We start from the raw sequence: 23,671 nt of genomic DNA on the forward strand, positions 1-23,671 counted from the left end.
CGGTAGGTCGCCGCCCCCGCTGCCGGTACGTGGCACCGACGGCACCTTACGACGACAATAGGCATCTACGACGAGGCCGCAGACCCCGCCTCCGGGGCAGGGTCTGCGGCCTCGTCGTGTGCGCGCTCGTGTCTGGCTCGCGCGTCGTGCCGTCCGGCCCGGGTCAGCCAGTCAGGCCGGCGCTGTTGGCCTTGGCGCGTTCGAGGCGAGCGGCCACATCCTGCCAGTTCACGATGTTCCAGAACGCCTTGACGTAGTCCGCCTTGACGTTGAGGTAGTCCAGGTAGAAGGCGTGCTCCCACATGTCGAGTTGGAGCAGGGGAGTGATTCCCACGGGGATGTTGCCCTGTTGGTCGAAGAGCTGGAAGATCAGGGCGCGCTGGCCCAGGTCGTCCCAGCCCAGGATGGACCAGCCCGAGCCCTGGATGCCGGTGGCGTTGGCGGTGAAGTGGTCCTTGAACCCGGAGAAGGAGCCGAACTGATCCTTGATGAACTCGCCCAGCTCGCCTTCGGGCTCGCCACCGCCGTCGGGGGAGAGGTTGTTCCAGAACACGGTGTGGTTGATGTGGCCACCGAGGTTGAATGCCAGGTTCTTCTCCAGCATGTTGACCGTGGCCAGGTCACCGGACTCACGCGCCTCGGCCATCTTCTCCAGCGCGGTGTTGGCGCCGGATACGTAGGTCGCATGGTGCTTGCTGTGGTGCAACTCCATGATCTTGCCGGAGATGTGCGGCTCGAGCGCTGCGTAGTCGTAGGGAAGGTCTGGGAGCGTGTACTGCGCCATGAATTACCTCCTGGTGGTGGTCGGTGCGGCCCTTCCGCACCGATTGGTGGCGACTGCGGATCACCCGCCGAGTGCGGGTTCCGCGGCCCTTCCTCCACCGTATCGCCTGAGCCTGCCGTGTGCTCGAGCAGGAACAGGGTCCACGATGGGACTTCGAAGCCGCGGCCCGGTGCGCGGGTAGTGCGCGCCGGCCGCGGGCTCGCGAAGGGTGGTTGAGCGTGCTTCAGCCGTGCGTGCTGGACCCGGGAGGGCCGGAACTGGTGATGCCACTGCCGACGCTTTCTTCGTCCCGCTCGTGCCCGGCGCGCTCGGCTGCTTCAATGCCCTGCTCCGTGGCGATCTCCTCGGCGTCCACAGCCGCGTGGTGGTCGTGGTGGCGGTTTGCCGCAGCGAGTTCGGCGGGCGTGACCGGCTCCACCCGGTCCTCGTAGAAGAACCGGGAAATCCGCTGGCGCAGCCGGTCCTTGTGGTAGCCCGGGCGGCGTACTCCGGCGGAGTCCTCCGGCGGGTCGATCTCCAACGGCCGGCCCGGCTCGTGGCCCACCAGGATCCAGCGCTCGTGCTCGTCGAGGGGCCTGTGCACCTCGATGTACTCACCGGAGGCGAACCGGACGATCTGCCCGGTCTCGTGACCGTGCAGCACCAGGTTGCGGTCGTTGCGCTGCAGCGCGAGGCAGATGCGTTTGGTGATGATGAAGGCGAGCACCGGGGCGACGAAGAACGCCACTCGGAGCACATGGGTGATCGTGTTCAGACTGAGGTCGAAGTGCGTCGCGATCAGGTCGTTGGCGCCGGCGAAGTTCAACACCATGAAGGCGGTGATGAAGGCGACCCCGAGACCGGTTCGCACCGGGACGTTGCGGGGCCGGTCCAGCACGTGGTGTTCGCTGTCGTCCTTGGTGACGGACCGTTCGATGAACGGGTACAGCGCGAAGAACGTGAACAGCAGACCAGGAATGATGGCCCCTGGTATCAGGATGTTCAGCGGGATGAGGTATCCGAAGACAGAGATCTCCCAGACCCCGGGCATCAGGCGCAGCGCGCCTTCGAGGAAGAGCATGTACCAGTCGGGTTGAGCGCCCGCATTGACCAGAGAGGGATCATACGGGCCGTAGTTCCAGACCGCGTTGATGCCCATCGTGGCGCCCATGAGCGACAGGAACCCGAAGACGATGAAGAAGAAGCCACCCGCCTTGGCCATGTAGACCGGGAAGAGCGGGTAGCCGACCACGTTCTTGTTCGTGCGGCCCGGACCGGGGTACTGGGTGTGCTTGTGCCAGAACACCAGGAACAGGTGCACCGAGACGAGCGCGAGGATGAGCGCTGGGATCAGGAGTACGTGGAAGGTGAACATGCGCGGGATGATGTCCACACCCGGGAACTCCCCGCCGAAGATCATCATCGAGAGGTAGGCACCCAGAACGGGAATACTGCGCGCCACGCCTCGAGAATGCGCAGCCCGTTGCCGGAGAGCACGTCGTCGGGCAGGGAGTATCCGGTGAGGCCGGCCAGCAACCCGACGATCAGCAGCGTGAACCCGATCAGGTAGTTCAGTTCACGCGGCTTCCGGAACGCGCCGGTGAAGAACACCCGCAGCATGTGCACCACGATCGCCGCCATGAACAGCAGCGCCGCCCAGTGGTGGATCTGGCGCATCAACAGGCCGCCGCGGACGTGGAAGGACATGTATGTCGTGGAGGCCATTGCCTCGGACATGTACACGCCCTGCATGGTCTCCGGGAGCGCGTCCTCGGGGTAGTACACGTGCGCCATGGAGGGCACGAAGTGCATGGTGAGGAAGACGCCGGAGATGATCAGCACGATGAAGCTGTACAGCGCGATCTCGCCGAGCAGGAAGGACCAGTGATCGGGGAAGATCTTGCGCAGCAGGCCCTTACCGATCTTCGCCGCGCCGACCCGGCTGTCCAGCAGGTCTCCGGCGGCAGCGGCGCGCGAGGGCTTCTTCGGCACACCGGTGGGGGCGGTGGTGGTGCTCATACTCGGTCACGCTCCCAGAAACTCGGGCCGATCGGCTCGGGGAAATCATCGGCCGCGTACAGATAACCCTCGTCGTCGACGGCGATCGGCAACTGTGGGAGCGGCCGGGTCGCCGGTCCGAACACGACCTTGGCCTGGTCGGTGATGTCGAACGTTGACTGATGGCACGGGCACAGCACGTGGTGGGTCTGCCGCTCGTACAACGCCACCGGGCAACCCACGTGCGTGCAGATCTTGGAGTAGGCCACGATGCCCTCGTAGGACCAGTCCTGACGATCCTCGGGTTCGGTGAGTTCGCGCGGGTCCACGCGCACCAGGATCGCCACGGCCTTGGCCTTCTCGTCCAAGTAGTGCTCGTAGTTCTCGGTGAGTTCGTACGGCATCACGTGCACGATCGAGCCCTCGGTGATGTCTGCGGCGCGGATTCGGCCGCCACCGGGGTCGTGGGCCAGGTAGACGAACTCGGTCCCGCCGGCGTCGTTCGTGCGGGGAGCCCACGCGGTACGGCGGAACCGGTCGATGTTCCAGTCACCCCCCAGACCACCGATGAAGGGGACCAGGAAGGTCAGCGGGGCCAACAGCACCGCCCCGGCCAGGGTGCCCTTCAACAGGGGCCGGCGGGCGATGTTGGACTCCCGGGCACCGTCGCGCAGCATGCCGGCGATGGTCGCGCGGGTCTCCTCGTCGCTGCGCTGCTCCTCGCGGGGCTCACTCTGCTCCACGTCCGACATCAGCGACTTGGCCCAGTGGATCGCACCGACGCCGATGCCGAGCATGCCGACACCCAGACCGAGGCCCAGGCTCAGGTTCGACAGGCGGATGCCGCCCAGGGACACGCCCTCGTCCACGGGGAAGGCGTAGAACCCGACGACGCCGCCGATGGTGGCCAGGATCGAGATCCCGAAGATCAGGACCACCTGCCACTCGGACCGCTTCGCCGCGACCGGGTCCTCATCGCCCAGGCGTGGGCGGTGCGGCTCGATCCCGGGGTTCTCGAACCTCTCCGGCATGGTGCCGTGATCAGCCGGGACGACCTCGGCGCGCGACTGCTTTTGCTCGATGCTCATGAGGACCGTGCTCCGATCCAGATAGCGAAGCCGATGAGGCCTCCGATCCCGACCACGAAGACCCAGACACCCTCGGGCACCGTGCCGAGCGATCCCAGGGTCAGGCCCCCGGGATTGGGCTCACGCTGGGCGTACAGGTAGGCGATGATGTCACGCTTCTCCTCCGGCGTCAGGGTGGCGTCGTTGAAGACCGGCATCGACTGGGGACCGGTCAGCATCGCCTCGTAGATCTCCACGCCGGTGGACTCCCACAGCGCCGGGGCGTACTTGCCCTCGGTGAGGGCTCCACCGGCGCCGACGGCGTTGTGACACATGGCGCAGTTGGTGCGGAACAGCAGCATGCCGTTGGGGGCGTCACCGAGTTCGGGGTCGACCTGGCTGGGGCTGGGGATCGCCGGGCCCGGGCCCATGGCGGCGATGTAGGCCGCCACGTCGAATGCCTGCTGCTCGGTCAACTGTGGGGGCTTGGCCTCCGCCTGCGGGGTATTGGCCGCCATCGGCATCCGGCCGGTGACGATCTGGAAGTGCACTGATGCCGCACCCACGCCGATCAGCGAGGGGACTTCGTCACTTCCCTCGGCGTCCATGCCGTGGCAGGTGGCGCAGTTGGTGATGAAGATCCGTTCCCCGTTGGCTGCGTCGGCGTTGATCTCCTCCTCTGCTTCGGCTGCCTGTGGAGCGAAGACGGTGAACAGACCGCCCATGACCACGAGCGCAAGCATCATGAGGACAACGGGAGCCGCCCGGTGCCTTCTCTTCGCCGCGAGTGCCTTCACGATGTGTGATTCCTTCGACGTATTTCTAGTGCCAGATGGGGTGTTGCTACCTGATGAAGTAAATGGTGATGAACAGGGCGATCCAGACGACGTCGACGAAGTGCCAGTAGTACGACACCGCGTGCATGGCCGTCTCCTCGGCCTGGGTGAAGCGCTTGACGGCGTAGGAGCGACCCAGCACGAACAAGAAGGCCACCAGCCCGCCGAGCACGTGCAGTCCGTGGAAGCCGGTGGCGATGAAGAAGACCGAACCGAAACTGGAGTTGGCCATGGTCAGCCCGTGGTCGACGAGCGTGGCGTACTCCAGGATCTGCCCGGCGATGAACGCGGCGCCCAGGACGTAGGTGATGATCAACCACTCGTTCATGCCCCACTTGGTGAGCTGCCAGATCTTCCCGGTCCGCGTGCGGCGATGTTCCGCGGCAGCCCAGACGCCGAACTGGCAGGTGAACGAGGACGACACCAGGATGATCGTGATCGTCAGCGCGTAGGGGACGTCCAGGAAGCCGGTGCCCTCGGCCCACATCTCGGGGCCCGCGACGGACCTGTGCGTGAAGTACATCGCGAACAGGCCGGCGAAGAACATCAACTCGCTGGCAAGCCAGACGATGACACCGATGACGACGACATTGGGACGCTTCACGCTCACATGCGTGGTGGAGGAAGCGGTAGTTGCAGACGACACCCTGTCATTATGGCCGAGCCGGGAGCTGCGTGGCGACACACACGCCCCCGAATTGGGACTTTACGCATGACTGCGCGCGAAATCCGCCCGTGCGGTGCCTGACCTGCGGGAACGTCGTGACGAAGGGCCCGGTAACCGTCACCATCTGCTGGTCCGGCGGGCCGTCCCCGTGGGCCGCGCACCGGGACCCGACGCACTACGATGTGGGGTGACCACGGGCCGCTGTTCGGCTCACCGACCACGGGAGGATCTCGATGACCGTCGTTGCACAGGACAGCCAGCGGAGCGGTCCGCAGCCGCGGGCCCAGATCCTGCTCTACAGCGACAACTACACCACCCGCGGCAAGGTGCGGACCGCGATCGGGCGCCGGGCCTCGGTCGACACACCGCTGATCGAGTGGACCGAGGTGGCCACCCCCGAGGCTGCCCAGGAGTACGTGCACAACCGCCACTTCGACCTGCTCGTGCTGGACGGCGAGACGCCCAAACACGGTGGGATGGGGCTGTGCCGCACCCTCAAGTCCGAGGTGTACAACTGCCCCCCGGTGCTGTTGCTGATCGCCCGGGCGCAGGACGCCTGGTTGGCCTCGTGGTCCGAAGCCGAGGGCGTGGTCGGATACCCCCTGGACCCGTTCGTGGTGCAGGAGGCGGTGGCCGACCTGCTGCGCGAGCACGCCACCGCCACCCAGGGCTGACCGGCCCGGCGGTCCAGGCGATGGCAGCCTTTACTTTCCCTGCGCTGATCTCCCGGCTCATCAGCGGCGAGGACCTCTCGCTGGCCGAAGCCGAGTGGGCGATGGATGAGGTGATGGGGGGCAACGCCACTGCGGTGCAGTTGGCGGCGTTCTTGGTGGCCTTGCGCGCCAAGGGGGAGTCGGTCTCGGAGATCCGGGGGCTCGCCGCCTCGATGCTGCGGCACGCGGTGACGATCGAGGTGCCCGGGCCATGCGTGGATGTGGTGGGCACCGGTGGGGACCGGCACCACAGCGTGAACATCTCCACCATGGCCGCCCTGGTGGTCGCCGGCGCCGGTGCCCTGGTGGTCAAGCACGGCAACCGGGCGGCCACGTCCTCATCGGGATCGGCCGACGTCCTCGAGGCACTCGGGGTGCGCCTGGACCTGCCGCCGCGCCGGGTGGCCGAGATCGCCGGCGAGGCCGGCATCACCTTCCTGTTCGCCCAGGTGTTCCATCCCGCCTTCCGGCATGCCGCTCCGGCCCGCCGGGAGTTGGGGCTGCCCACGGCCTTCAACGTGCTGGGCCCGCTGACCAACCCGGCCCGCCCGGAGGCCTCCGCGATCGGCGTCGGGCACAAGGAACTGGCTCCGGTCATCGCCGGGGTGCTGGCCGAGCGCGGCGACCGGGCCCTGGTGTTCCGTAGCGAGGACGGCCTGGACGAACTCTCGCCCACGGCACCGCGGTGATCTGGCAGGCCCGGGATGGCGCGGTGACCGAACACCGACTGGACCCGGTGACAGACCTCGGTCTGGCCCCGGCCACTCTGGCGGATCTGCGCGGTGCGGACGCGGCGTACAACGCCCAGGTTGCCCGCGACCTGCTGCACGGCAAGCGCGGGGCGGTGCGCGACGCCGTCGTCCTCAACGCCGCTGCCACCCTGGTGGCCGCGGCCCAGATGCCGGGCACCGCCACCGGAGACCTCACCGATCGGCTGCGTGCCGGGATGGCCCTTGCTGAGAAGTCGATCGACCAGGCCGCCGCGGCCGGCGTCCTGGAGCGTTGGGTGCGGGCCTCCAACGCCTGACCCACGACCTGATCCACCCGTGGCGTGCCAGGGGGGTCCGGCTCAGTCCTGCATGCCCAGGGAGAAGGCCGATTCCAGGTCGTGGCGGGAGTAGGTCTGGAACGCGATGTAGGTCTGCGTGCGTCGCACGCCCGCGACCTTGCTGATCCGGTCCGCGATGACGCCGGCGAGTTCCTCGTGCCGGCGCACGCGCACCACCGCGATCAGATCGATGTCCCCGGTGACGGAATAGACCTCGGAGACGCCTTCGATCTCCGCGACCTCGGCGGCGGCCTCGGGGATCCGGTCGGCTTCGGTGTCGATCATCACGATCGAGGTCAGCATGTTTCCTCCAGAGCGGTGCGGGGTGGCGAGGGTAGGTCCATCATGCCTGCTTCGATCCCGGACCGGGATGCCGGATCCGCCACGCCGACGCCCAGGGAGCGGTGCTCGGTTTCGCGTGGATCGCGGAAGGCCGCCGCGCCCAGGTCCTGCAGATAGGCCGAGGCACCGGCCACGGGCATCGACCACCCTCCGGGCCGGTGGTGGGCATCCAGCCAGTCCACCAGTCGCACTCCGTCCTGGGCCAGCCACGCGGCGAGCAGTTCGGTCTCCTCGGCGCTGGCCGCACCCCCGAGATCCTCCGGGACGGGCACCGCGGCACCGGTGGCGCGCAACGCCTCGATCAGGGGCCGGGGGTCCTCGCCCGGCCGGCTGCGAGCTGATCCGACCATCCGTCCGTACCGGACCACCAGGACCTCCCACCCCGACCCCGGTCCGCCCGGGCGCCGGGCGGCCACGATCTCGGCGGCGCGTTGCAGGGGTGCCAGCCGCTCGGTACGGGCGGCCCCGCGCAGGAACGCGGACAGACGGTCCCGCACCTGTGCGGCTTCTTCGTAGCGCTGCTGGTGGGCCAGGGCGCTGATGGTGCGGTGCGCGCCGGCCACCACCACACTCACGCTGCCACCGAGCACCTGCCGGGCAGTCTCGGTGATCGCCTCATAGCCGGTGTCGATCTCGGCGCAGGGGGCCACGCACCGGCCCAGCTCGGCCTGCACGCACGCACTCGCCCCGGCCGGGGGCGTCACCGGCAGTCTCAGCGTGCAGGTGCGTAGCGGCACCGCCGCCACGATCGCCTCCTGTGCCTGGCGGGCCGCCGAGTGGGAGGGGAACGGCCCGATCGCCGGACCGGCCGTGGGGGCGGCGCGCACGATCGACAGGCGTGGATGAGCCTCGCTGGTCAGCCGGAGCCAGGGCTGGCGCTCAGGCGCGCGGGATCGACGGTTGTAGGGCGGTTTGTGCTCGGCGATCAGTCGCAGTTCCCGCACCGAGGCCTCCAGGGCCGTGGCGCACTCGATCACGTCCACCTCCACCGCGAGGTCGACCATCTCCCCGATCCGGGGGCGCGCTTCTCCGCAGCGGTGAAGTAGGTGCGGACCCGGCGGCGCAGGCTGGTCGCGGTGCCGATGTAGAGCACCTGTCGGTTCGGTCCGATGAACTGGTACACCCCCGGACCGGTGGGTAGGTCCTGGGCGAGGTGGGCCTTTCGCCGTCGCGCCGGAGGCACCGGGTCGGCTGCGGTGGCCAGATCCTCCAGGTGTGTCACGCCCAGGGAGGCCATCCGGCCCAGGAGCGCGTGCAGCACGTCGACCGTGGCCCGGGCGTCGTCCAGGGCCCGGTGCGTCGGCTCCGTCGCGGCGCCGAAGAGTCCGGCGAGTGTGGCGAGCTTGTGGTTGGGCGCCTCCTCCTTGGTCACCACCCGGCGGGCGAGCCGGACGGTATCGACCACCTGCGGAGCGGGCCAGACCAGATCCATCGACCGGGTGGCGGCCTTGAGGAAGCCCACGTCGAATCCGGCGTTGTGGGCCACCAGGACCGCGCCGTGCGCGAACTCCAGGAACGCGGGCAGCACCTGGGTGACCGGTGGGGCCGTGATCACCATCGCGGTGGTGATGCCGGTCAGCACGGTGATCACCGGGGGGATCGGGACGCCCGGGTTGATCAGGGACTGGAACTCGCCGAGCACGCGCCCCCCGCGGACCTTCACCGCACCGATCTCGGTGATGGCCGACGACGACGGCGATCCGCCGGTGGTCTCCAGGTCCACCACCACGAAGGTCACCTCGTGCAAGGGCACACCCAGGTCGGCGAAACTGGGCTGCACCGGCGCACCGTGGGTCGGTGCAGCCAGCAAGCGGCGTCCCGGGATCGCGTGGTGCGACAGGTTCTCGGCCATCACCGCCCAGGCTAGGCCGCAGCACCGACAGCGCCCGGTTGCGACACCTAGCCGGGCGTGGTCCCGGCAGGCAGGTCACCGGGCGCCGCTGAACGGCCGGGCCAGGCAGCCGCCCAGCCCGGCCGGGACTCACATGGCTTCGCGCTCGGCGCGGGCCTTGGCGTAGAGGTCCTCGACCTCGGCGGCGTAGTCGTTGAGGACGGCGGCGCGCTTGACCTTCATCGACGGCGTGAGGTACTCGTTCTCCACCGTGAAGTCATCGGTGAGGATCTCGAACCGGCGGATCGACTCGGCCCTGGAGACCTTCGCATTGGTGCCATCGACGGCCCGCTGCAACGCCTCGCGCACCTTGGGGTGCTGCGCCGCCGCGGTGACGTCCATCTCCGGCAAGTCGTTGTTGGCCAACCAGGTGGGCAGCATCTCCGCGTCCAGGGTGATCAGCGCGGCCACGAACGGCTTCTGGTCTCCGACCACCACGCACTGGCTGATCAGCGGGTGCGCCCGCAGGGAGTCCTCCAACTGCGATGGCACCACGTTCTTACCGCTGGCGGTGACGATGATCTCCTTCTTGCGTCCGGTGATCGTCAGGTAGCCCTCGGAGTCCAGAGCACCCAGGTCTCCGGTGTGGAACCAGCCGTCACTGATCGCCTCGGCGTTGGCCTCGTCGTTGTTGTGGTAGCCCACGAAGTTGGCGATGCCCTTGGTCAGGATCTCGCCATCCTCGGCGATCCGCAGACTCACGCCGGGAAGTGCTTTGCCGACGGTGCCGATCTTGGTGCGCTCGGGCAGGCCCACCGACACCGGGGCAGTGGTCTCGGTAAGCCCATAGCCCTCCAGAACCGTCAGGCCCACGCCGCGGAAGAAGTGCGCCAGTCGCGGACCCAACGGGGCCCCACCGGAGATCGCGTACTCGGCCTGGCCCCCCAGCGCGTCCTGGATCTTGTGCAGTACGAGTTTGTGCGCGACCTTGTGCTTCATCCGCACGCCGAAGGGGACCTTCCCGGTGTCCAGGGCCTCGGAGTAGGCCTGGGCGGCACCGGCTGCCCAGCGGAAGATCTTCTCCTTGCCACCGGCGGCGGCTTTCTGCTCGGACGCGTTGTAGACCTTCTCGAACACCCGGGGCACCGAGAGGATGAACGTGGGCCGGAATCCGGCGATGTCACGCATCAGCTGGGTGGTGTCGGCGGTGTGCCCGGCGGGTGCTCCGGCAGCGATGCACAGCACCTCCACGAACCGGGCGAACACGTGCGCCAGCGGCATGAACAGCAGCGTGCGGGCGCCATCGGCCAGGATCTTCTCACCCAGGGCGGCGATTCCGTTGCGGCTCAGTTCCACGAAGTTGCCGTGGGTGAGCTCGGCACCCTTGGGCCGGCCGGTGGTGCCGGAGGTGTAGATGATGGTGGCCAGGTCGGAGGTGCGCAGTGCGTCGTAGCGGGCGCGCAGATCCTCATCCGAGACGTCCTTGCCGGCCTCGGCCAGGGCGTCCAGACCGCCGTCGGTCATCGTCCACACGTGCTCGACGGCGGCGGCCTCCTTGCGGGCCTCCTCCACGACGCCGCGGTGGTCGGCGTGCTCGACGATCACGGCCTTGACGGCGGCGTCACTGAGGATCCAGGCGGTCTGATCGGCCGAGGAGGTCTCGTAGACCGGTACCGTCACGGCGCCGGCGTACCAGATCGCGAAGTCGGTGATGGTCCAGTCCGCGCTGGTGCGCGACATCAGCGCAACACTGTCACCGGGGTTGATCCCCGAGGCCATCAGTCCCTTGGCGATGGCGCTGACCCGCTCGTGCATTGCGGCGGCGCTGATGGGGGTCCACACGTTGCCGTCGGTGGTGGTCTCCAGCAGGGTGCGGTTGGGCTCCTTCCTCGCCCAGTCCACCAGCAGATCCGGGATCGACATCTCGGCCGGGGTCTCGACGAGCAGGGGAGTGGTGGATTCGTCCATGCTGGCTCCTGTGGCAGTGGCGGGATTGCTGGCACCAGCATACCGGCCCGCATCGACGTGCCGCGCCGGTAACGGCGCGGCGATCACGTCACGATCGGGTCGCCGGTGTCCCCATGGTCACCGGAGTCGACGGGCTCGGCACAGGCTCACACGACCGCGCCGTCGTCGTCATCGTCTCGCCGGTGTACCGGCAGCCGCCACCACAGGGTCAGCAGCCCCGCCATCGTGACCGCCATCGCGGTCAGGTAGGCCGCCGGGGGTGCGCCTGGCCACAGCACCAACATCAGCAGCACCGCGATCGGGCCCCCGACGGCGCCGGCCCAGGGCAGCGTATTGCGCGTCGGAGCACCCAGGACCGGGCCGGGGTCGGGTGCGGTGAAGTCACCGTCGTCGTCCTCGGGGCCGGGGCCGTCGTGATCGCGGGGGCCAAGGGGCGCCGGTGCAGACGCGGCCCACCTCGGAGGTGTGGGCTCCGTCGCCTCCCGGATTCCCGGCGAGTCATCGGTCCCGGGCTCGGTGAACTCGGCCGGCAACCCAGGGTCCAGCGGTCCCAGCCTGGCCGTCAGGTCGGCCCACTGGGCGTCGAGGTCATCCGGTGGATCCGGTGGTCCATCCTCCGTGCCGGCCATGACCGCCACTCTAGTGCGCACTAGAGTGGGCAGCGCCGGTCGCTCTCGGCTCCGTCCTTGTACTTCTCATCCGAAGGAAGGCCACACGCATGTCCACCACTCCCATCCGACGGGTCGCGTTGCTCACCGCTGGCGGCTTTGCGCCGTGCCTGTCCTCGGCGGTGGCCGGGTTGGTCAAGCACTACAGCGACGAGTTGCCGGAGGCGGAGATCATCGCCTACCAGTACGGCTATCACGGCCTGCTGACCGGCACCAAGATCGTCATCGATGACGAGGCCCGCGCCAAGATCGATGTGCTGTACAACTTCGGGGGCAGCCCGATCGGCAACTCACGGGTGAAGCTGACCAACTCCGAGGACCTGGTCAATCGCGGCCTGATCCAGCAAGGCCAGAGTGCGCTGACCGTGGCGGCCGAGCAGTTGCGCACCGATGGGGTGGATGTGCTGCACACCATCGGCGGGGACGACACGAACACCACAGCCGCTGACCTGGCCGCCTACCTGGAGGCGAACGGTCACCACCTGACCGTGGTGGGCCTGCCCAAGACGATCGACAACGACATCATCCCGATCGTCCAGTCCCTCGGTGCCCACACCGCAGCCGAGCAGACCTCGGTGTTCGCCCAGAACATCATCGGCGAACACCGCTCCAACCCGCGGATGCTGATCGTGCACGAGATCATGGGCAGGCACTGTGGTTGGCTCACCGCCGCCGCGGCCGCGCGTTACCGGACCTGGCTGGACGCCCAGGACTGGAACCCGGCGCTGGGCCTGTCCCGGGAGCGCTGGGACGTGCACGCGGTGTTCCTGCCCGAACTCAAGATCGACCTGCCGGCTGAGGCGCAGCGGTTGCGGGGGATCATGGATGAGATCGGCAACGTCAACATCTTCCTGTCCGAAGGCGCCGGAGTGCCGGAGATCGTCGCCGAACTCGAGGCCGCCGGCGAGACGGTGGAGCGCGACCCCTTCGGCCACGTCAAGCTGGACACCATCAACCCCGGGGCGTGGTTCGCCAAGCAGTTCGCCGACCTGATCGGGGCGGAGAAGACCATGGTCCAGAAGTCCGGGTACTTCTCTCGCTCCGCCGCCTCCAATCCCGAGGACCTGGACCTGATCGAGCGGATGACGGCGCTGGCCGTGCAGGCCGCCCAGCGTGGTGAATCCGGTGTGGTCGGGCACGACGAGGAGGCAGACGACGAACTGTCCGTGATCGCCTTCCCGCGCATCGCCGGTGGCAAGGCATTCGATGTCTCCGTCGACTGGTTCGGCGCCGTGCTCAGTGGCATCGGCCAGGAGCTGGTGCCGGCCCGGCCGTCCGAGCACTGAGCGCCGGAGCCCGGCGGCGGTGACCGGGCGTATCCTGAGCGGGTGAGCACTCTGTCTGAACCCCTCGCCCCCGAAGGCCTGGACGCGTGGCGCCGGCTGCCCGTCAAGCAGCAACCGGAGTGGCCCGACGCCGACGCGCTTGCCGACGTCACCGCCGACCTGGCCGCCCAGCCACCGCTGGTCTTCGCCGGTGAGGCTGACACCCTGCGGGAGCGGCTGGCGGCTGCCTCCCGCGGTGAGGCGTTCCTGCTCCAGGGGGGCGACTGCGCCGAGACTTTCTCCGAGTTGTCCGCGGACAACATCCGGGACAAGATCAAGACGATCCTGCAGATGGCGGTGGTGCTCACTTACGGTGCCTCGATGCCCATCATCAAGATGGGCCGGATGGCCGGGCAGTACGCCAAGCCGCGCAGTTCGGGCACCGAGACCCGTGATGGGGTGAGCCTGCCCGCCTACCGCGGTGACATCATCAACGGGTTCGAGTTCTCCCCCTCCTCACGCACCCCGGATCCCCGGCGGCTGCTCGAGGCCTACCGGAACTCGGCCTCCACATTGAATCTGATCCGGGCCTTCACCTCCGGGGGTTTCGCCGACCTGCGCCTGGTGCACGAGTGGAACCGGGGCTTCCTGCGCAATCCCGCTTACGCCCAGTACGAGGCGTTCGCTGCCGAGATCGACCGGGCGATCCGCTTCATGCATGCCGCCGGTGCCGATTTCGATGGTCTGCGTACGGTCGAGTTCTTCTCCAGCCACGAGGGCCTGCTGCTGGACTACGAACGGCCACTGACCCGCGTGGACTCACGCACCGGTGACGCCTACGACTGCTCGGCCCACTTCCTGTGGATCGGGGAGCGCACCCGGGAGCTGGACGGCGCGCACGTGGACTTCTTCTCCCGGGTGCGCAACCCCATCGGCGTCAAGCTTGGACCGACGGCCACCGGCCAGGACGCGATCGATCTGATGGATTCGCTCAACCCGGACGGCGAAGCTGGCCGGCTGACCTTCATCACCCGGATGGGTGCGCCGAAGGTGCGCGAGTTGCTTCCGGACCTGATCGAGGCGGTCCGGGCGGACGGTCGCCCGGTGACGTGGGTGTGCGACCCGATGCACGGCAACGGGTTCACCTCCTCCAACGGATACAAGACCCGTCGCTTCAGCGATGTGATCGAGGAGGTGCGCGGCTTCTTCGACGTGCACCGCGAGCTGGGCACCGTTCCCGGTGGCCTGCACGTGGAATTGACCGGCGACGACGTGACCGAGGTGCTCGGCGGCGCCGAACACATTGACGACCACTCCCTGGGCAGGCGCTACCAGACCCTGGTGGACCCGCGGCTGAACCACCAGCAGTCCCTGGAGATGGCGTTCCTGGTCGCGGACATGCTGCGCGTCTCCTGAGCACGCTCGGCGCGGCGGTCGTGGACCGTGCGGCAGGGGAGGATCAGACCACGGTGAGGCTGATCACGGTTCCGCGCGGCACCATCGACCCGGGCTCGACATCCTGAGCCCGGACGGTGTTGAAGTACCCACCCAACACGTCGTCGCGGGCCACCTCGAAACCAGCCTCGGTCAGGGTCTGCGCCGCATCGCGGTAACTGGTCCCGACCACATCGGGCACCTCGAACAGTTCCGGGCCGAGCGAGACCACCAGTGCCACGGTGTCCCCCCGCAGGGCATCCCCCTGGGTGTCCTGGGAGATCACCAGGCCCTCGGAGACCTCGTCGGAGTGCACCCGCTCGCCCACCTCCGCCACCGCACCGGCGGCCTCGAGTTCGGCGATCGCCTCGTCCTCGGCCGCACCGACCACCGAGTGCACGGTGATCGGTTCGCGCCCGTTGGAGACGGTCAGGGTGACAGGGGTGTGGTGTTCCACCTGGGCCAAGGGTTCGGGGGAGGCCTCCATCACTTCGCCTTGATCCACATCGGCGGAGTAGTCGGTGCTCACCTGCGTCTCGGTGCTGAAGCCCGCGTCGGTGATCGCGGCGACTGCTTCCTCCTGGCTCATTCCGGCCACGTCGGGCATCGTGACCGTGCGGACGCCGAGGGAAACCGTGACCGTGACGGTGCTCTGCCGCGCCAACTCGGCACCCGCCTCGGGGTCCACGCTGATCACGTGGCCCTCGGCGACATCGTCGTGATGGGCCGTGGCACTCACCGGGCGAAGATCCGCGGTCTCGATCTGGCTCAGCGCCCGGGCCTGTTCCTGACCCACCACATCGGGCACCGGCGTATAGGACCCCGGGCCGAGCATGAGGTACCACCACCCCGCGGCTCCGGCCCCGAGCAGTAGCAGCAGCGTGATCACCACCGCGGTCACCCGCCGTCGTCTGCGGCGTCGACGGGGCCGGTCCACCTCACTTCGGGGCTGGGCGGCCGTCACCGCACCGATCGGCAGCGAGATAGTTCCCGAGTGATTGGTCGGGCGCACCGAGCGTGTTGCAGCGGTGGCGCCGTGATCGGACGTTGCGGCGTCATCGCTGTCCGGCCACGGTCCCGGCTCCGCGCCGGGTACGTCGGCCCTGATCGTCAGTTCCTCCGGGCTCAGCCCGGCGCGCACGTGGCGCAGCATCGCCACCGCGGCGCCGGCGTGGGGGAGGCGCTCCTGGACGTCCCGGGCGCTCAGCGCACCGATGAGCTCCTCGACCTGCACAGGGATGCCCGGTACCCGTTCGCGGACACCGGGCAGGTCCTCGTTGACGTGTTGGTAGGCAATCTGGATGGGGGTCTCGCCGGAGAAGGGCGGGGAACCGGTGAGTAACTCGTACAGCAGCACCCCGGCGGCGTAGACGTCGGCCCGGGCGTCGGCCATCCCGGAGGTGACGATCTCCGGGGCCAGGTAGGCCACCGTGCCCAGCAGCGTGCCGGTGGTGGCCGCGGTGGCCTCGGTGACCGCTCGAGCGAGCCCGAAGTCGGCGACCTTGATCCGCCCGTCGTCAGCCACGAGAACGTTCTCAGGTTTGATGTCGCGGTGGACCAGGTCGGCGCGGTGGGCCGCGGCCAGGGCGTCCAGGACATCGCCGACGACGTCGAGTGCGTCGCCCACAGCGAGGGCACCCTCGGCCCGCAACACCTTGCGCAGATTCTGTCCGCGCACGTACTCCATGGTCAGGTAACTGGTCTCACCCTCACTGCCCTGGTCATACACACCCACGACACCGGGGTGGGTGAGCCGGGCCGCCGCGCGGGCCTCCCGTCGGAACCGGGCGGCGACGTCGTGGCCCTCGGCCAGGTGGGGGTGCATCACCTTGATCGCGACCTGCCGGTCCAGGCGCCGGTCGAGAGCCAGGTACACGGTGGCCATCCCGCCGCGAGCGATGCGGGAGGTCACCTCGTACCGGCCGTCGACCATGCGCCCGAGCATCGGGTCGGTCAGGGTGGTGGCCATGGCCGGAGTCTAAGCGCGGGCGCGCTGTGCCGCGGGAATCAGCCGAAGCGTGTCATCAAAGTCTGCACACTGGCCACATACCGGCGGGTGTCGGAGTACATCCCGTTGTTCCGCACCGAGCCCTGCCCCTGATAGTAGGAGGCGATGGCCGTGGGCAGATCATCGCTGGTGCGCTGCAACGCGCGCAGGATGGCCACACCGGCCACCACGTTGTCGCGGGGGTCCAGTAGGTTCAGGTTGCGTCCGACCAGGTCGTTGGCCCACAGCCCCGAGGAGGGGATCACCTGCATCGTGCCCACCGCGTTGGCGGGGGAGACCGCGCGGGCGTCGAAGCCGGACTCCTGGTGGGCGATGGCCAGCGCCAGGGCCGGGTCCACGCCCATGTCCCGGGCGGTCTGGCGCACGATCTGCTCCATCTCGTTTCGGCTCGGCACGTTCATGGCCAGCAGCGAGCGCTTGTTCTCGTTCGCTGCCGCGACCACGTCATCGGAGTAGGTGTAGTGCAGGAAGGTGTTCGGGATGAGGTCGTCTCCGGACGACGTCGGCGCCGGGATGGTGAGTCGCTGGCCCACCCGGATCATGGAGCCGGTCAGGTTGTTGGCCGAGACGAGGCGACCGATGGAGATGTTGAACTGACGGCCGATGCTGGTCAGGGTGTCCCCGGACTTGACCGTGTAGGTCGTGGCTGTGGCGTTGCCGGAACCCGAGGAGGACCCGGTCGAGCCGGAGGAGGATCCACCTGAGGAGGAACCGCCGGAGGAGGATCCGGACGAACCGCTCGAGGAGGACCCGGGGATGGTCAGGCGCTGGCCGATGCGGATCAGGGCGTTGGAGCCCAGGCTGTTGGCCGAGACGATCGAGCTGATGCTGGTGCCGTAGCGGGCGGCCAGGTGGCTGACGGTCTCACCCGCGCGCACGGTGTGCGTGCGGGACGAGGAGGAGCCCGAGGAACTCGACGAGGAACCTCCTGCGGAGGACCCGGTCGAGCCGGAGGAGGATCCACCTGAGGAGGAACCGCCGGAGGAGGATCCGGACGAACCGCTCGAGGAGGACCCGGGGATGGTCAGGCGCTGGCCGATGCGGATCAGGGCGTTGGAGCCCAGGCTGTTGGCCGAGACGATCGAGCTGATGCTGGTGCCGTAGCGGGCGGCCAGGTGGCTGACGGTCTCACCCGCGCGCACGGTGTGCGTGCGGGATGAGGAGGAGCCCGAGGAACTCGACGAGGAACCTCCTGCGGAGGACCCGGTCGAGCCGGAGGAGGATCCACCTGAGGAGGATCCACCTGAGGAGGAACCGCCGGAGGAGGATCCGGACGAACCGCTCGAGGAGGACCCGGGGATGGTCAGGCGCTGGCCGATGCGGATCAGGCCGTTGGAGTTCAGGTTGTTCGCAGAGATGATCCTGCTCACGCTGGTGCCGTGGCGATTCGCCAGTGCCCAGACCGTATCCCCGGCACGCACCGTGTGCGTGGTACCCGCGGACGAGGACGAGCTGCTCGAGGACGAACCGTTCGACGACGACGACGAGTTCGAGTTCCCTGAACTGCCCGAACCGGACTGACCAGGGATCCGCAACACCTGGCCCACGCGGATGAAGGCCCTCGAATTCAGGTTGTTCTCCGACACGATCGCCGAGACCGAGGTTCGGTAGCGCGCGGCGATGTGACCGACGGTGTCGCCCGAACGCACGGTGTAGAGGGTGTCGCTGTTGCGTTGCGGGGCGGGCGCCACTCCGAGGGCCGATCCCGACCGGCTCGCGGCCAGACCGGACTGTGCCTGCGCGCTGAGGTGCCCAGGAGCGCGCAGCGCCGCCAGTGGGTCGGCGGAGGCCGCTGCCTGCGCCTGGGCCGGGCCCGGCACGCCGGCCAGGCCGACTGCGGTGGCCGCTCCGAGCGCGCCGACGGTCGTCAGATTCAGCCGGCGGGCGGCCCGGTTCGGGGTAGTCCTGGGGCTCATTCCTCGGTTTCTCCCGTGATCGGTGTGTCACAAGTTCATACTGTGAGCACTGTGATAGATGTGAACACTGTGACAGTAGCGTGATGTGAACGTTTCCCACAAGTAGGGGCATCTCGGCTTGCTCGCACGGGCGCGCCCCGGGTGCCGGGCTGCGCACGTTAACCTTGGCCACGTGGCAGCAGTGGAAGAGAACGGACGGTCCGGAACCGACGTCGAGGTGCAGTGGTTACCGCTGCCCGATGTGGCCGAATTGCTCGGGGTGCAGTTGCGCGAGGTGCGCGGCATGCTCACCGAGCAGCGACTGCTGGCGGTACGCCGCCTCCCCGGAGCGGTGTGGACGGTCCCGTCCACGTTCTTCACCGAGGCAGCCGATGGTGAGGGGCCTCAGCCGGTGCCCGGGTTGCGCGGCACCCTGATCCAACTCGCCGACGCCGGCATGAACAGCGAAGAGGCGTTGGCATGGCTGCACACCCGGAACGAGCAACTGGGCACTGCGCCGATAAGCGTGCTCCGGACCGGGGCAGTTCACTCGGTGCGCCGTGCCGCGCAGGTGCTGGCCTGGTAGCAGTCGCTCACCACGGCTGGCTGAGGACCCGTTCCGCTGACCGGTCGGTGGCTGCGGGTCTGCGAACCGGCGGCCCCGGATCCCTAGGTGCTGCGGGTGATTGCCGCTTCGGCCAAGTGCTGGGCGAGGTCGCGGGCGGCAGAGGGCCAACCTGACTGCTGGATCGCGGTCAGTGCTTGCTCCGCGCGGGCGGCGATCAGGCTCTCCACCGCGTCGACCGCACCGCAGGAGGTCAGGATCCGGCGGATGTCGGTGATGTCATCCTCACTGATGGGCCCGCCCAGGGATCGCCGGATCCGGTCCGCCTGATCCGGTTCGGCCAGGGTCAGCGCCGTGGTGATCAGGACGGTGCGTTTACCCTCGCGGAGGTCATCGCTGCTCGGTTTGCCGGTCACCTCCGGGTCCCCGAACACCCCGAGCAGGTCGTCGCGCATCTGGAAGGCCTCGCCGATCGGTAGGCCGATGGCGCTGGTGGTGGACAAGTCCTCCGGGCCCGCTCCGGCGATGGCCGCTCCCAGCAGCATCGGGTGCTCCACGCTGTACCGCGCCGACTTCGATCGCACCACTCGGTGCGCCCGCTCCAGATCCTGTTCCGGATCCGTCGACCACGCCGCGGACTGGGCGTAGATGTCCAGGTACTGGCCCATCGTCACCTCCGACATCATCTCGGTGACGAGATCGCGCACGCGCGCGCCCGCCTGGGCCGGCAGCGGCGCGGCGGCCGCGCTCAGCTCGCCGCCCGCCATCGCCACGAGCAGATCGCCGAGCAGGATCGCTGCGGCGGTACCGAAGTCCTCGGGATCGCTGATCATCTGCGCCAGTTCATGGTGCCGGGCGAACTGGCGGTGCGCGGCGGGCTGGCCACGGCGCTGGTGGGAAGCGTCGATGACGTCGTCGTGCACCAGCGCCGCCAGGTGGAACAGTTCCAACCCCACACCGGCACGCAGCACCTGGGCCGGGTCGGGTGTGTCTGTGTACCCGGTCCAGCCCAGGTAGGCGAACGCCGCGCGCAGCCGTTTGCCCCCGGCGGCCAGTCGCTCAGCGACCTCGAACGCCTCGGCGGTCTCCGGCCCGATGTGGGCGGTGCCGCTGCGCCGGTGCTGCAGGGCCGAGGTCAACTCCGTCGACACCTGCTGGCGGAGCCAGGACAACGTCGCGGCCGGATCATCATGGGGCAAAGGGGGCGCTGTGGTCACCACCTGACCCTACCCACGTGTGCCACTGAGCCCGCCTGCTTGCGTCCGACCCGAGCGCTCGGGCCGTGCCTTGCCCCGTCACCAGGATCGAGCGGCCCGCCGCACCCCCACAGGGCCCGGCGCTGCCGACCCGGCATCCACAGCACCATCTCAGGACGATCCTGTGTCAACACCGGATGGCCCGGGGCCCCCGCGATCGTGAGGTGCTGCGCTGACATGTGGCGTTATGGATACCGCGAACAACACCCCCGTCGTGCTTCGCCTGGACGACCCCGTAGAGCTGCTGGCGTATCTGCCCTACCGGCTCGGGTTCTGGCCCGAGGAGTCCGCAGTCTTCTTCGCGGTCCGCTCCGCAGCACACGAGCCGGACCCGGAGGTGCGATGGCGCCCGGGCCTGGTGGCCAGGGTGGACCTGGTGGATCTGGCCGACCCCGCTCCGGACGGTGGTGCCCGGTTGCGCCGAGACATGCTCGGACACCTGCGGGCAGACGGGGCCGAGATCGTCTTCATGGTGCTCTATACCGGTGCGGCACCCGCGCATGCAGAGGCCGGTGACCGATGGCCCACTGGTCCGGCGGGAACCGTCACGCGGTGGTGGCTGCGCGAGGGGTCCGGTGCCGACCCCTCCCGGGTCTGGTTGGTCTCGGGGGAGCGATACCGCTGCCTGGAGTGCGACGCCCAGCCGTGTTGTCCACCCGGGGGACATCCACTGGCAAGGATCCGGCAGAGCCGCATCGGGGCCGAGATGGTCTTCGGCGGCATGACCTATGCCCCCAGCCGGGCCGACCTGTTGCGCCACGTCGAGGTCGGTGCCGCGCTGCGGGCCTCCGCGGTCCGAGCCGCAGCCCGGTGGCGTCGCAAGCAGGTCCGGGCCGGGGGCAGCCGGATGGCCTGGTTGAGCACGCTGGCGGCACGCTGGGACCAGGCGCTGGTCAGCACCGGTCCCCTCCTCGACCGTGCCACGGGGGCGGACCTGGGCGCGCTGCTGGTGGGGCTGGAGGAACCCCTGGTGCGCGATGCGGTGCTGCTCTCGGTGGCCTCCGGAGCACCCGTGCTACAGGTATTGCACGACGACGGCGAGGCCCTGCTGGCCCAGGTGTTCAGCCCGGGCGGGGAGCCTCCGGAGCGCGATCTGGCCGCACGGGCCACCGATGTGCTGCACCATCTGGTCGCGGTGGCCGCCCGTGGACGTACCGCGCAGGTGTGGGCGGTCCTGGCCTGGCTTGCCTGGTACGAGGGCAACGGTGCGCGCGCCGACCTGTGCCTGCACCAGTGTCTGGAGCAGGACCCTCAGCATCGGCTGGCGTCGTTGATCCGGCGCGCGGTGGATCACGGAATACCTCCCGGCTGGGCGCGGGCCCGCAGTGTTGCCTGAACCGTGGAGGTCCGAGCCGCTTCCGGTCACGCCGGTCCCGCTCCCGCGATAGTCTCGGGGGAACAGTCGAGGCCGATGAAGGAGCGAGTCAACATGGCAGTTGTTGTGGGTTTCATCGCCACCGCGGAGGGACGCGCGGCCCTTGAGGCAGCGATAGAGGAAGCCAAGTTGCGCTCCCAACGTCTCCTGGTGCTGGTACACGGCGGGCGGGACGCCGAACCGGATGCGATCGAGGAAGCGATGGACGAAGCCCGGAGCACCATCGACCCCAGTGGTGTGGGTTACGAGGTTCGCCATCTGCAGCGCGGCAAGGACGTGGCCGAGGCACTGGTACACACTGCGATCGATACCGACGCCGAACTGATCGTGATCGGCATCCGGCGCCGCTCGCCCCTGGGCAAGTTGATCCTGGGCTCCAACGCGCAACGCATTCTGCTCGAGTCGCCCTGCCACGTACTGGCAGCCAAGCCGCAGGAGTGACCAACTCCGGGGAGGACCCCATGAGCGAGGGCACCTTGCACACCAGCCCACTGCACCAGGTTCACCTCGACGCCGGCGCTCGGATGACCGACTTCGCGGGCTGGTCGATGCCGTTGCGGTATACCGGGGACCTGGCCGAGCACCACACCGTGCGGGAGCACGCCGGCCTGTTCGATCTGTCCCACATGGGTCAGATCGAGGTGAGTGGCCCGCAAGCGGACCAGGCGCTGGACCACGCGCTGGTCTCGGCCTGCTCCCGGCTGAAGAACGGGCGCGCCCGCTACACGATGCTGGTCGATGCCGACGGCGGCATCCTCGACGACCTGATCGTCTACCGGCTCGGGGAGATGGAGTTCCTGGTCATCGCCAACGCAGCGAACCGGATCACCGTACTCGACAGCATCACTCACCGCAGCCGGGGGTTCGCGGCCTCGGTGGTGGACCGAACACCCCACCGGGCTCTGATCGCCGTGCAGGGCCCGCAGGCCGCCGGGATCCTGGCCGGTCAGTTCCCGGTGGACCTGGAGGAGTTGCGCTACTACTCCGCTGTGCTGACCAACCTCGGGAACGTGCCGGTGCTCCTGGCCCGCACCGGGTACACCGGAGAGGACGGTTTCGAGTTGAGCCTGCCTGCTGACGCCGCCGTCGGGGTCTGGCAGCGCTTGGCCGCGGCCGGTGAGGGCACGCTCGAACCCTGCGGGCTCGCCGCTCGGGATAGTCTGCGCCTGGAGGCCGGTATGCCCCTGTACGGCCAGGAACTGGGCACCGAGGTCACCCCGTACGAAGTCGGTTTGGGCCGGCTGGTCCACACCGACCGGGAGTTCGTGGGCAGCACCGCCCTCACCCATCGAGCCGCCGAAGGGCCGCGCAGTTTCCTGACCGCGCTGACCGGGACCGGTCGGCGGGCCGCCCGCACCGGTTACGACGTCCTGGACGGTGAGGAGGTGGTCGGGCAGATCACCTCCGGGGTGCTCTCGCCCACCCTGGGGCACCCGATCGCCCTTGCCCGCACCACGTCTGCCTACGAGTCCGGCCAGGTGGTCGGCGTCGACGTGCGCGGTAACCTGCAGGAGATGACCGTGGCCGAACGACCCTTCTACACACGGCCCGCTTGAAACCCGAGGAGCACTTCTGATGAGCACCCCTACCGACAGGCAGTACACCGCAGAACACGAATGGGTGGTCATGGACGAGGATGTGGCCACCGTCGGGGTCACCGCCTACGCGGCCGAGTCCCTCGGGGACGTGGTCTACCTGGATCTGCCCGAGGTGGGCGCCGAGATCACCGCGGGGCAGTCCTGTGGTGAGATCGAGTCCACCAAGTCCGTCTCCGAGCTCTACGCGCCGGTCTCCGGTGAGGTCCTGAGCATCAACTCCGAGGCGGTGGACAACCCCGAGGTGGTCAACTCCGATCCGTACGGCGAGGCCTGGCTGTTCACCGTGCGCGTCACCGGGACCGGGGAGTTCCTGGACGCCGCCGGCTACGACGCCCTGATCGCGGACTGACCGGGCGGATCGACTTGACTGAGCA

22 protein-coding genes and 2 pseudogenes are annotated in these 23,671 nt (G+C 68.8%); 11 read left to right on the forward strand and 13 right to left on the reverse strand.

Annotated features, from left to right (window positions below):
• Positions 1–163: 163 nt before the first annotated feature.
• The 5 genes and pseudogenes from ACRRRO_RS16945 to ctaE form a co-directional block, all read right to left on the reverse strand.
• Positions 164–784, reverse strand: coding sequence for a superoxide dismutase (locus tag ACRRRO_RS16945; RefSeq protein ID WP_424796060.1), 621 nt, complete (start codon positions 782–784; stop codon positions 164–166).
• Between the two features lie 223 nt (positions 785–1,007).
• A pseudogene (gene qcrB / locus ACRRRO_RS16950) lies at positions 1,008–2,782 on the reverse strand (cytochrome bc1 complex cytochrome b subunit).
• The gene (gene qcrA / locus ACRRRO_RS16955; RefSeq protein ID WP_424796062.1) at positions 2,779–3,849 is read right to left on the reverse strand and encodes a cytochrome bc1 complex Rieske iron-sulfur subunit; all 1,071 of its coding nucleotides are present in this window, start codon (positions 3,847–3,849) and stop codon (positions 2,779–2,781) included. The pseudogene qcrB and the gene qcrA overlap by 4 nt, the downstream one beginning before the upstream one ends.
• Positions 3,846–4,625 carry a cytochrome bc1 complex diheme cytochrome c subunit gene (gene qcrC / locus ACRRRO_RS16960; RefSeq protein ID WP_424786071.1) on the reverse strand — a complete coding sequence of 260 codons (780 nt, stop codon included), beginning with the start codon at positions 4,623–4,625 and terminating at the stop codon, positions 3,846–3,848. Before qcrC ends, qcrA begins: the two co-directional genes overlap by 4 nt.
• 46 nt (positions 4,626–4,671) lie before the next feature.
• The gene (gene ctaE, locus ACRRRO_RS16965; protein ID WP_424786070.1) at positions 4,672–5,310 is read right to left on the reverse strand and encodes an aa3-type cytochrome oxidase subunit III; all 639 of its coding nucleotides are present in this window, start codon (positions 5,308–5,310) and stop codon (positions 4,672–4,674) included.
• 254 nt (positions 5,311–5,564) lie between these two features.
• On the opposite strand from ctaE, the gene ACRRRO_RS16970 reads away from it, so the two are divergent.
• Positions 5,565–6,005: a hypothetical protein gene (locus ACRRRO_RS16970; protein ID WP_434080620.1), complete on the forward strand. Its 441-nt coding sequence runs from the start codon at positions 5,565–5,567 to the stop codon at positions 6,003–6,005.
• Positions 6,002–7,071: pseudogene (trpD, locus tag ACRRRO_RS16975) on the forward strand (anthranilate phosphoribosyltransferase). The gene ACRRRO_RS16970 and the pseudogene trpD overlap by 4 nt, the downstream one beginning before the upstream one ends.
• Positions 7,072–7,113: 42 nt before the next feature.
• On the opposite strand, the gene ACRRRO_RS16980 reads toward trpD, so the two are convergent.
• From ACRRRO_RS16980 to ACRRRO_RS17000, 5 genes are all read right to left on the reverse strand, one after another.
• Entirely contained in the window at positions 7,114–7,395 is a 282-nt protein-coding gene (locus tag ACRRRO_RS16980; RefSeq protein WP_424786068.1) for an Lrp/AsnC ligand binding domain-containing protein, read from the reverse strand.
• On the reverse strand, positions 7,389–8,438 hold the full coding sequence (locus tag ACRRRO_RS16985; RefSeq protein WP_434080621.1) for a hypothetical protein: 1,050 nt from the start codon (positions 8,436–8,438) through the stop codon (positions 7,389–7,391). Before ACRRRO_RS16985 ends, ACRRRO_RS16980 begins: the two co-directional genes overlap by 7 nt.
• Positions 8,408–9,286 (reverse strand): DEDD exonuclease domain-containing protein, encoded by an 879-nt coding sequence (locus ACRRRO_RS16990; protein WP_434080622.1) that lies wholly within the window; start codon positions 9,284–9,286, stop codon positions 8,408–8,410. Before ACRRRO_RS16990 ends, ACRRRO_RS16985 begins: the two co-directional genes overlap by 31 nt.
• 129 nt (positions 9,287–9,415) lie before the next feature.
• On the reverse strand, positions 9,416–11,233 hold the full coding sequence (locus ACRRRO_RS16995) for an AMP-dependent synthetase/ligase (RefSeq protein ID WP_424786066.1): 1,818 nt from the start codon (positions 11,231–11,233) through the stop codon (positions 9,416–9,418).
• A 146-nt stretch (positions 11,234–11,379) separates the two neighbouring features.
• Positions 11,380–11,862: a hypothetical protein gene (locus ACRRRO_RS17000; protein ID WP_424796064.1), complete on the reverse strand. Its 483-nt coding sequence runs from the start codon at positions 11,860–11,862 to the stop codon at positions 11,380–11,382.
• A gap of 89 nt (positions 11,863–11,951) precedes the next feature.
• Here ACRRRO_RS17000 and ACRRRO_RS17005 point away from each other — a divergent pair, with 89 nt between their 5' ends.
• Together ACRRRO_RS17005 and ACRRRO_RS17010 are read left to right on the forward strand one after the other, a co-directional pair.
• Positions 11,952–13,187, forward strand: a complete 1,236-nt coding sequence (locus ACRRRO_RS17005) for a pyrophosphate--fructose-6-phosphate 1-phosphotransferase (protein WP_424796065.1) — start codon at positions 11,952–11,954, stop codon at positions 13,185–13,187.
• A 42-nt stretch (positions 13,188–13,229) separates the two neighbouring features.
• Entirely contained in the window at positions 13,230–14,582 is a 1,353-nt protein-coding gene (locus ACRRRO_RS17010; RefSeq protein WP_424796066.1) for a class II 3-deoxy-7-phosphoheptulonate synthase, read from the forward strand.
• Positions 14,583–14,625: 43 nt separating this feature from the next.
• Here the strand turns inward: ACRRRO_RS17010 and pknB are convergent, their stop codons facing one another.
• Entirely contained in the window at positions 14,626–16,569 is a 1,944-nt protein-coding gene (pknB, locus tag ACRRRO_RS17015; protein ID WP_424796067.1) for a Stk1 family PASTA domain-containing Ser/Thr kinase, read from the reverse strand.
• Between the two features lie 38 nt (positions 16,570–16,607).
• Entirely contained in the window at positions 16,608–17,486 is an 879-nt protein-coding gene (locus ACRRRO_RS17020) for a lytic transglycosylase (RefSeq protein ID WP_424796068.1), read from the reverse strand.
• A 7-nt stretch (positions 17,487–17,493) separates the two neighbouring features.
• On the opposite strand from ACRRRO_RS17020, the gene ACRRRO_RS17025 reads away from it, so the two are divergent.
• The 3 genes from ACRRRO_RS17025 (at position 17,494) to ACRRRO_RS17035 (ending at position 19,089) form a co-directional block, all read left to right on the forward strand.
• Positions 17,494–17,712 (forward strand): hypothetical protein, encoded by a 219-nt coding sequence (locus tag ACRRRO_RS17025; RefSeq protein WP_434080623.1) that lies wholly within the window; start codon positions 17,494–17,496, stop codon positions 17,710–17,712.
• A 45-nt stretch (positions 17,713–17,757) separates the two neighbouring features.
• On the forward strand, positions 17,758–18,129 hold the full coding sequence (locus ACRRRO_RS17030) for a hypothetical protein (protein ID WP_424796069.1): 372 nt from the start codon (positions 17,758–17,760) through the stop codon (positions 18,127–18,129).
• 567 nt (positions 18,130–18,696) lie between these two features.
• Positions 18,697–19,089 (forward strand): Rv2175c family DNA-binding protein, encoded by a 393-nt coding sequence (locus tag ACRRRO_RS17035; protein ID WP_424796070.1) that lies wholly within the window; start codon positions 18,697–18,699, stop codon positions 19,087–19,089.
• Positions 19,090–19,172: 83 nt separating this feature from the next.
• On the opposite strand, the gene ACRRRO_RS17040 is transcribed toward ACRRRO_RS17035, so the two are convergent.
• The gene (locus ACRRRO_RS17040; RefSeq protein ID WP_424796071.1) at positions 19,173–20,285 is read right to left on the reverse strand and encodes a polyprenyl synthetase family protein; all 1,113 of its coding nucleotides are present in this window, start codon (positions 20,283–20,285) and stop codon (positions 19,173–19,175) included.
• 226 nt (positions 20,286–20,511) lie between these two features.
• On the opposite strand from ACRRRO_RS17040, the gene ACRRRO_RS17045 reads away from it, so the two are divergent.
• The 4 genes from ACRRRO_RS17045 to gcvH all read left to right on the forward strand — a co-directional run bounded on the left by ACRRRO_RS17045 (position 20,512) and on the right by gcvH (position 23,646).
• On the forward strand, positions 20,512–21,660 hold the full coding sequence (locus ACRRRO_RS17045; RefSeq protein ID WP_434080624.1) for a DUF4192 domain-containing protein: 1,149 nt from the start codon (positions 20,512–20,514) through the stop codon (positions 21,658–21,660).
• Between the two features lie 75 nt (positions 21,661–21,735).
• The gene (locus ACRRRO_RS17050) at positions 21,736–22,140 is read left to right on the forward strand and encodes a universal stress protein (RefSeq protein ID WP_434080625.1); all 405 of its coding nucleotides are present in this window, start codon (positions 21,736–21,738) and stop codon (positions 22,138–22,140) included.
• 20 nt (positions 22,141–22,160) lie between these two features.
• Complete coding sequence (gene gcvT / locus ACRRRO_RS17055; protein ID WP_424796074.1) at positions 22,161–23,255, forward strand: glycine cleavage system aminomethyltransferase GcvT; 1,095 nt, start codon at positions 22,161–22,163, stop codon at positions 23,253–23,255.
• Between the two features lie 19 nt (positions 23,256–23,274).
• Complete coding sequence (gene gcvH / locus ACRRRO_RS17060; RefSeq protein WP_424786054.1) at positions 23,275–23,646, forward strand: glycine cleavage system protein GcvH; 372 nt, start codon at positions 23,275–23,277, stop codon at positions 23,644–23,646.
• Positions 23,647–23,671: the final 25 nt, after the last annotated feature.

The sequence above is a fragment of the Sanguibacter sp. Z1732 genome, assembly GCF_051020515.1.
Lineage (GTDB): Bacteria > Actinomycetota > Actinomycetes > Actinomycetales > Beutenbergiaceae > CALKWS01.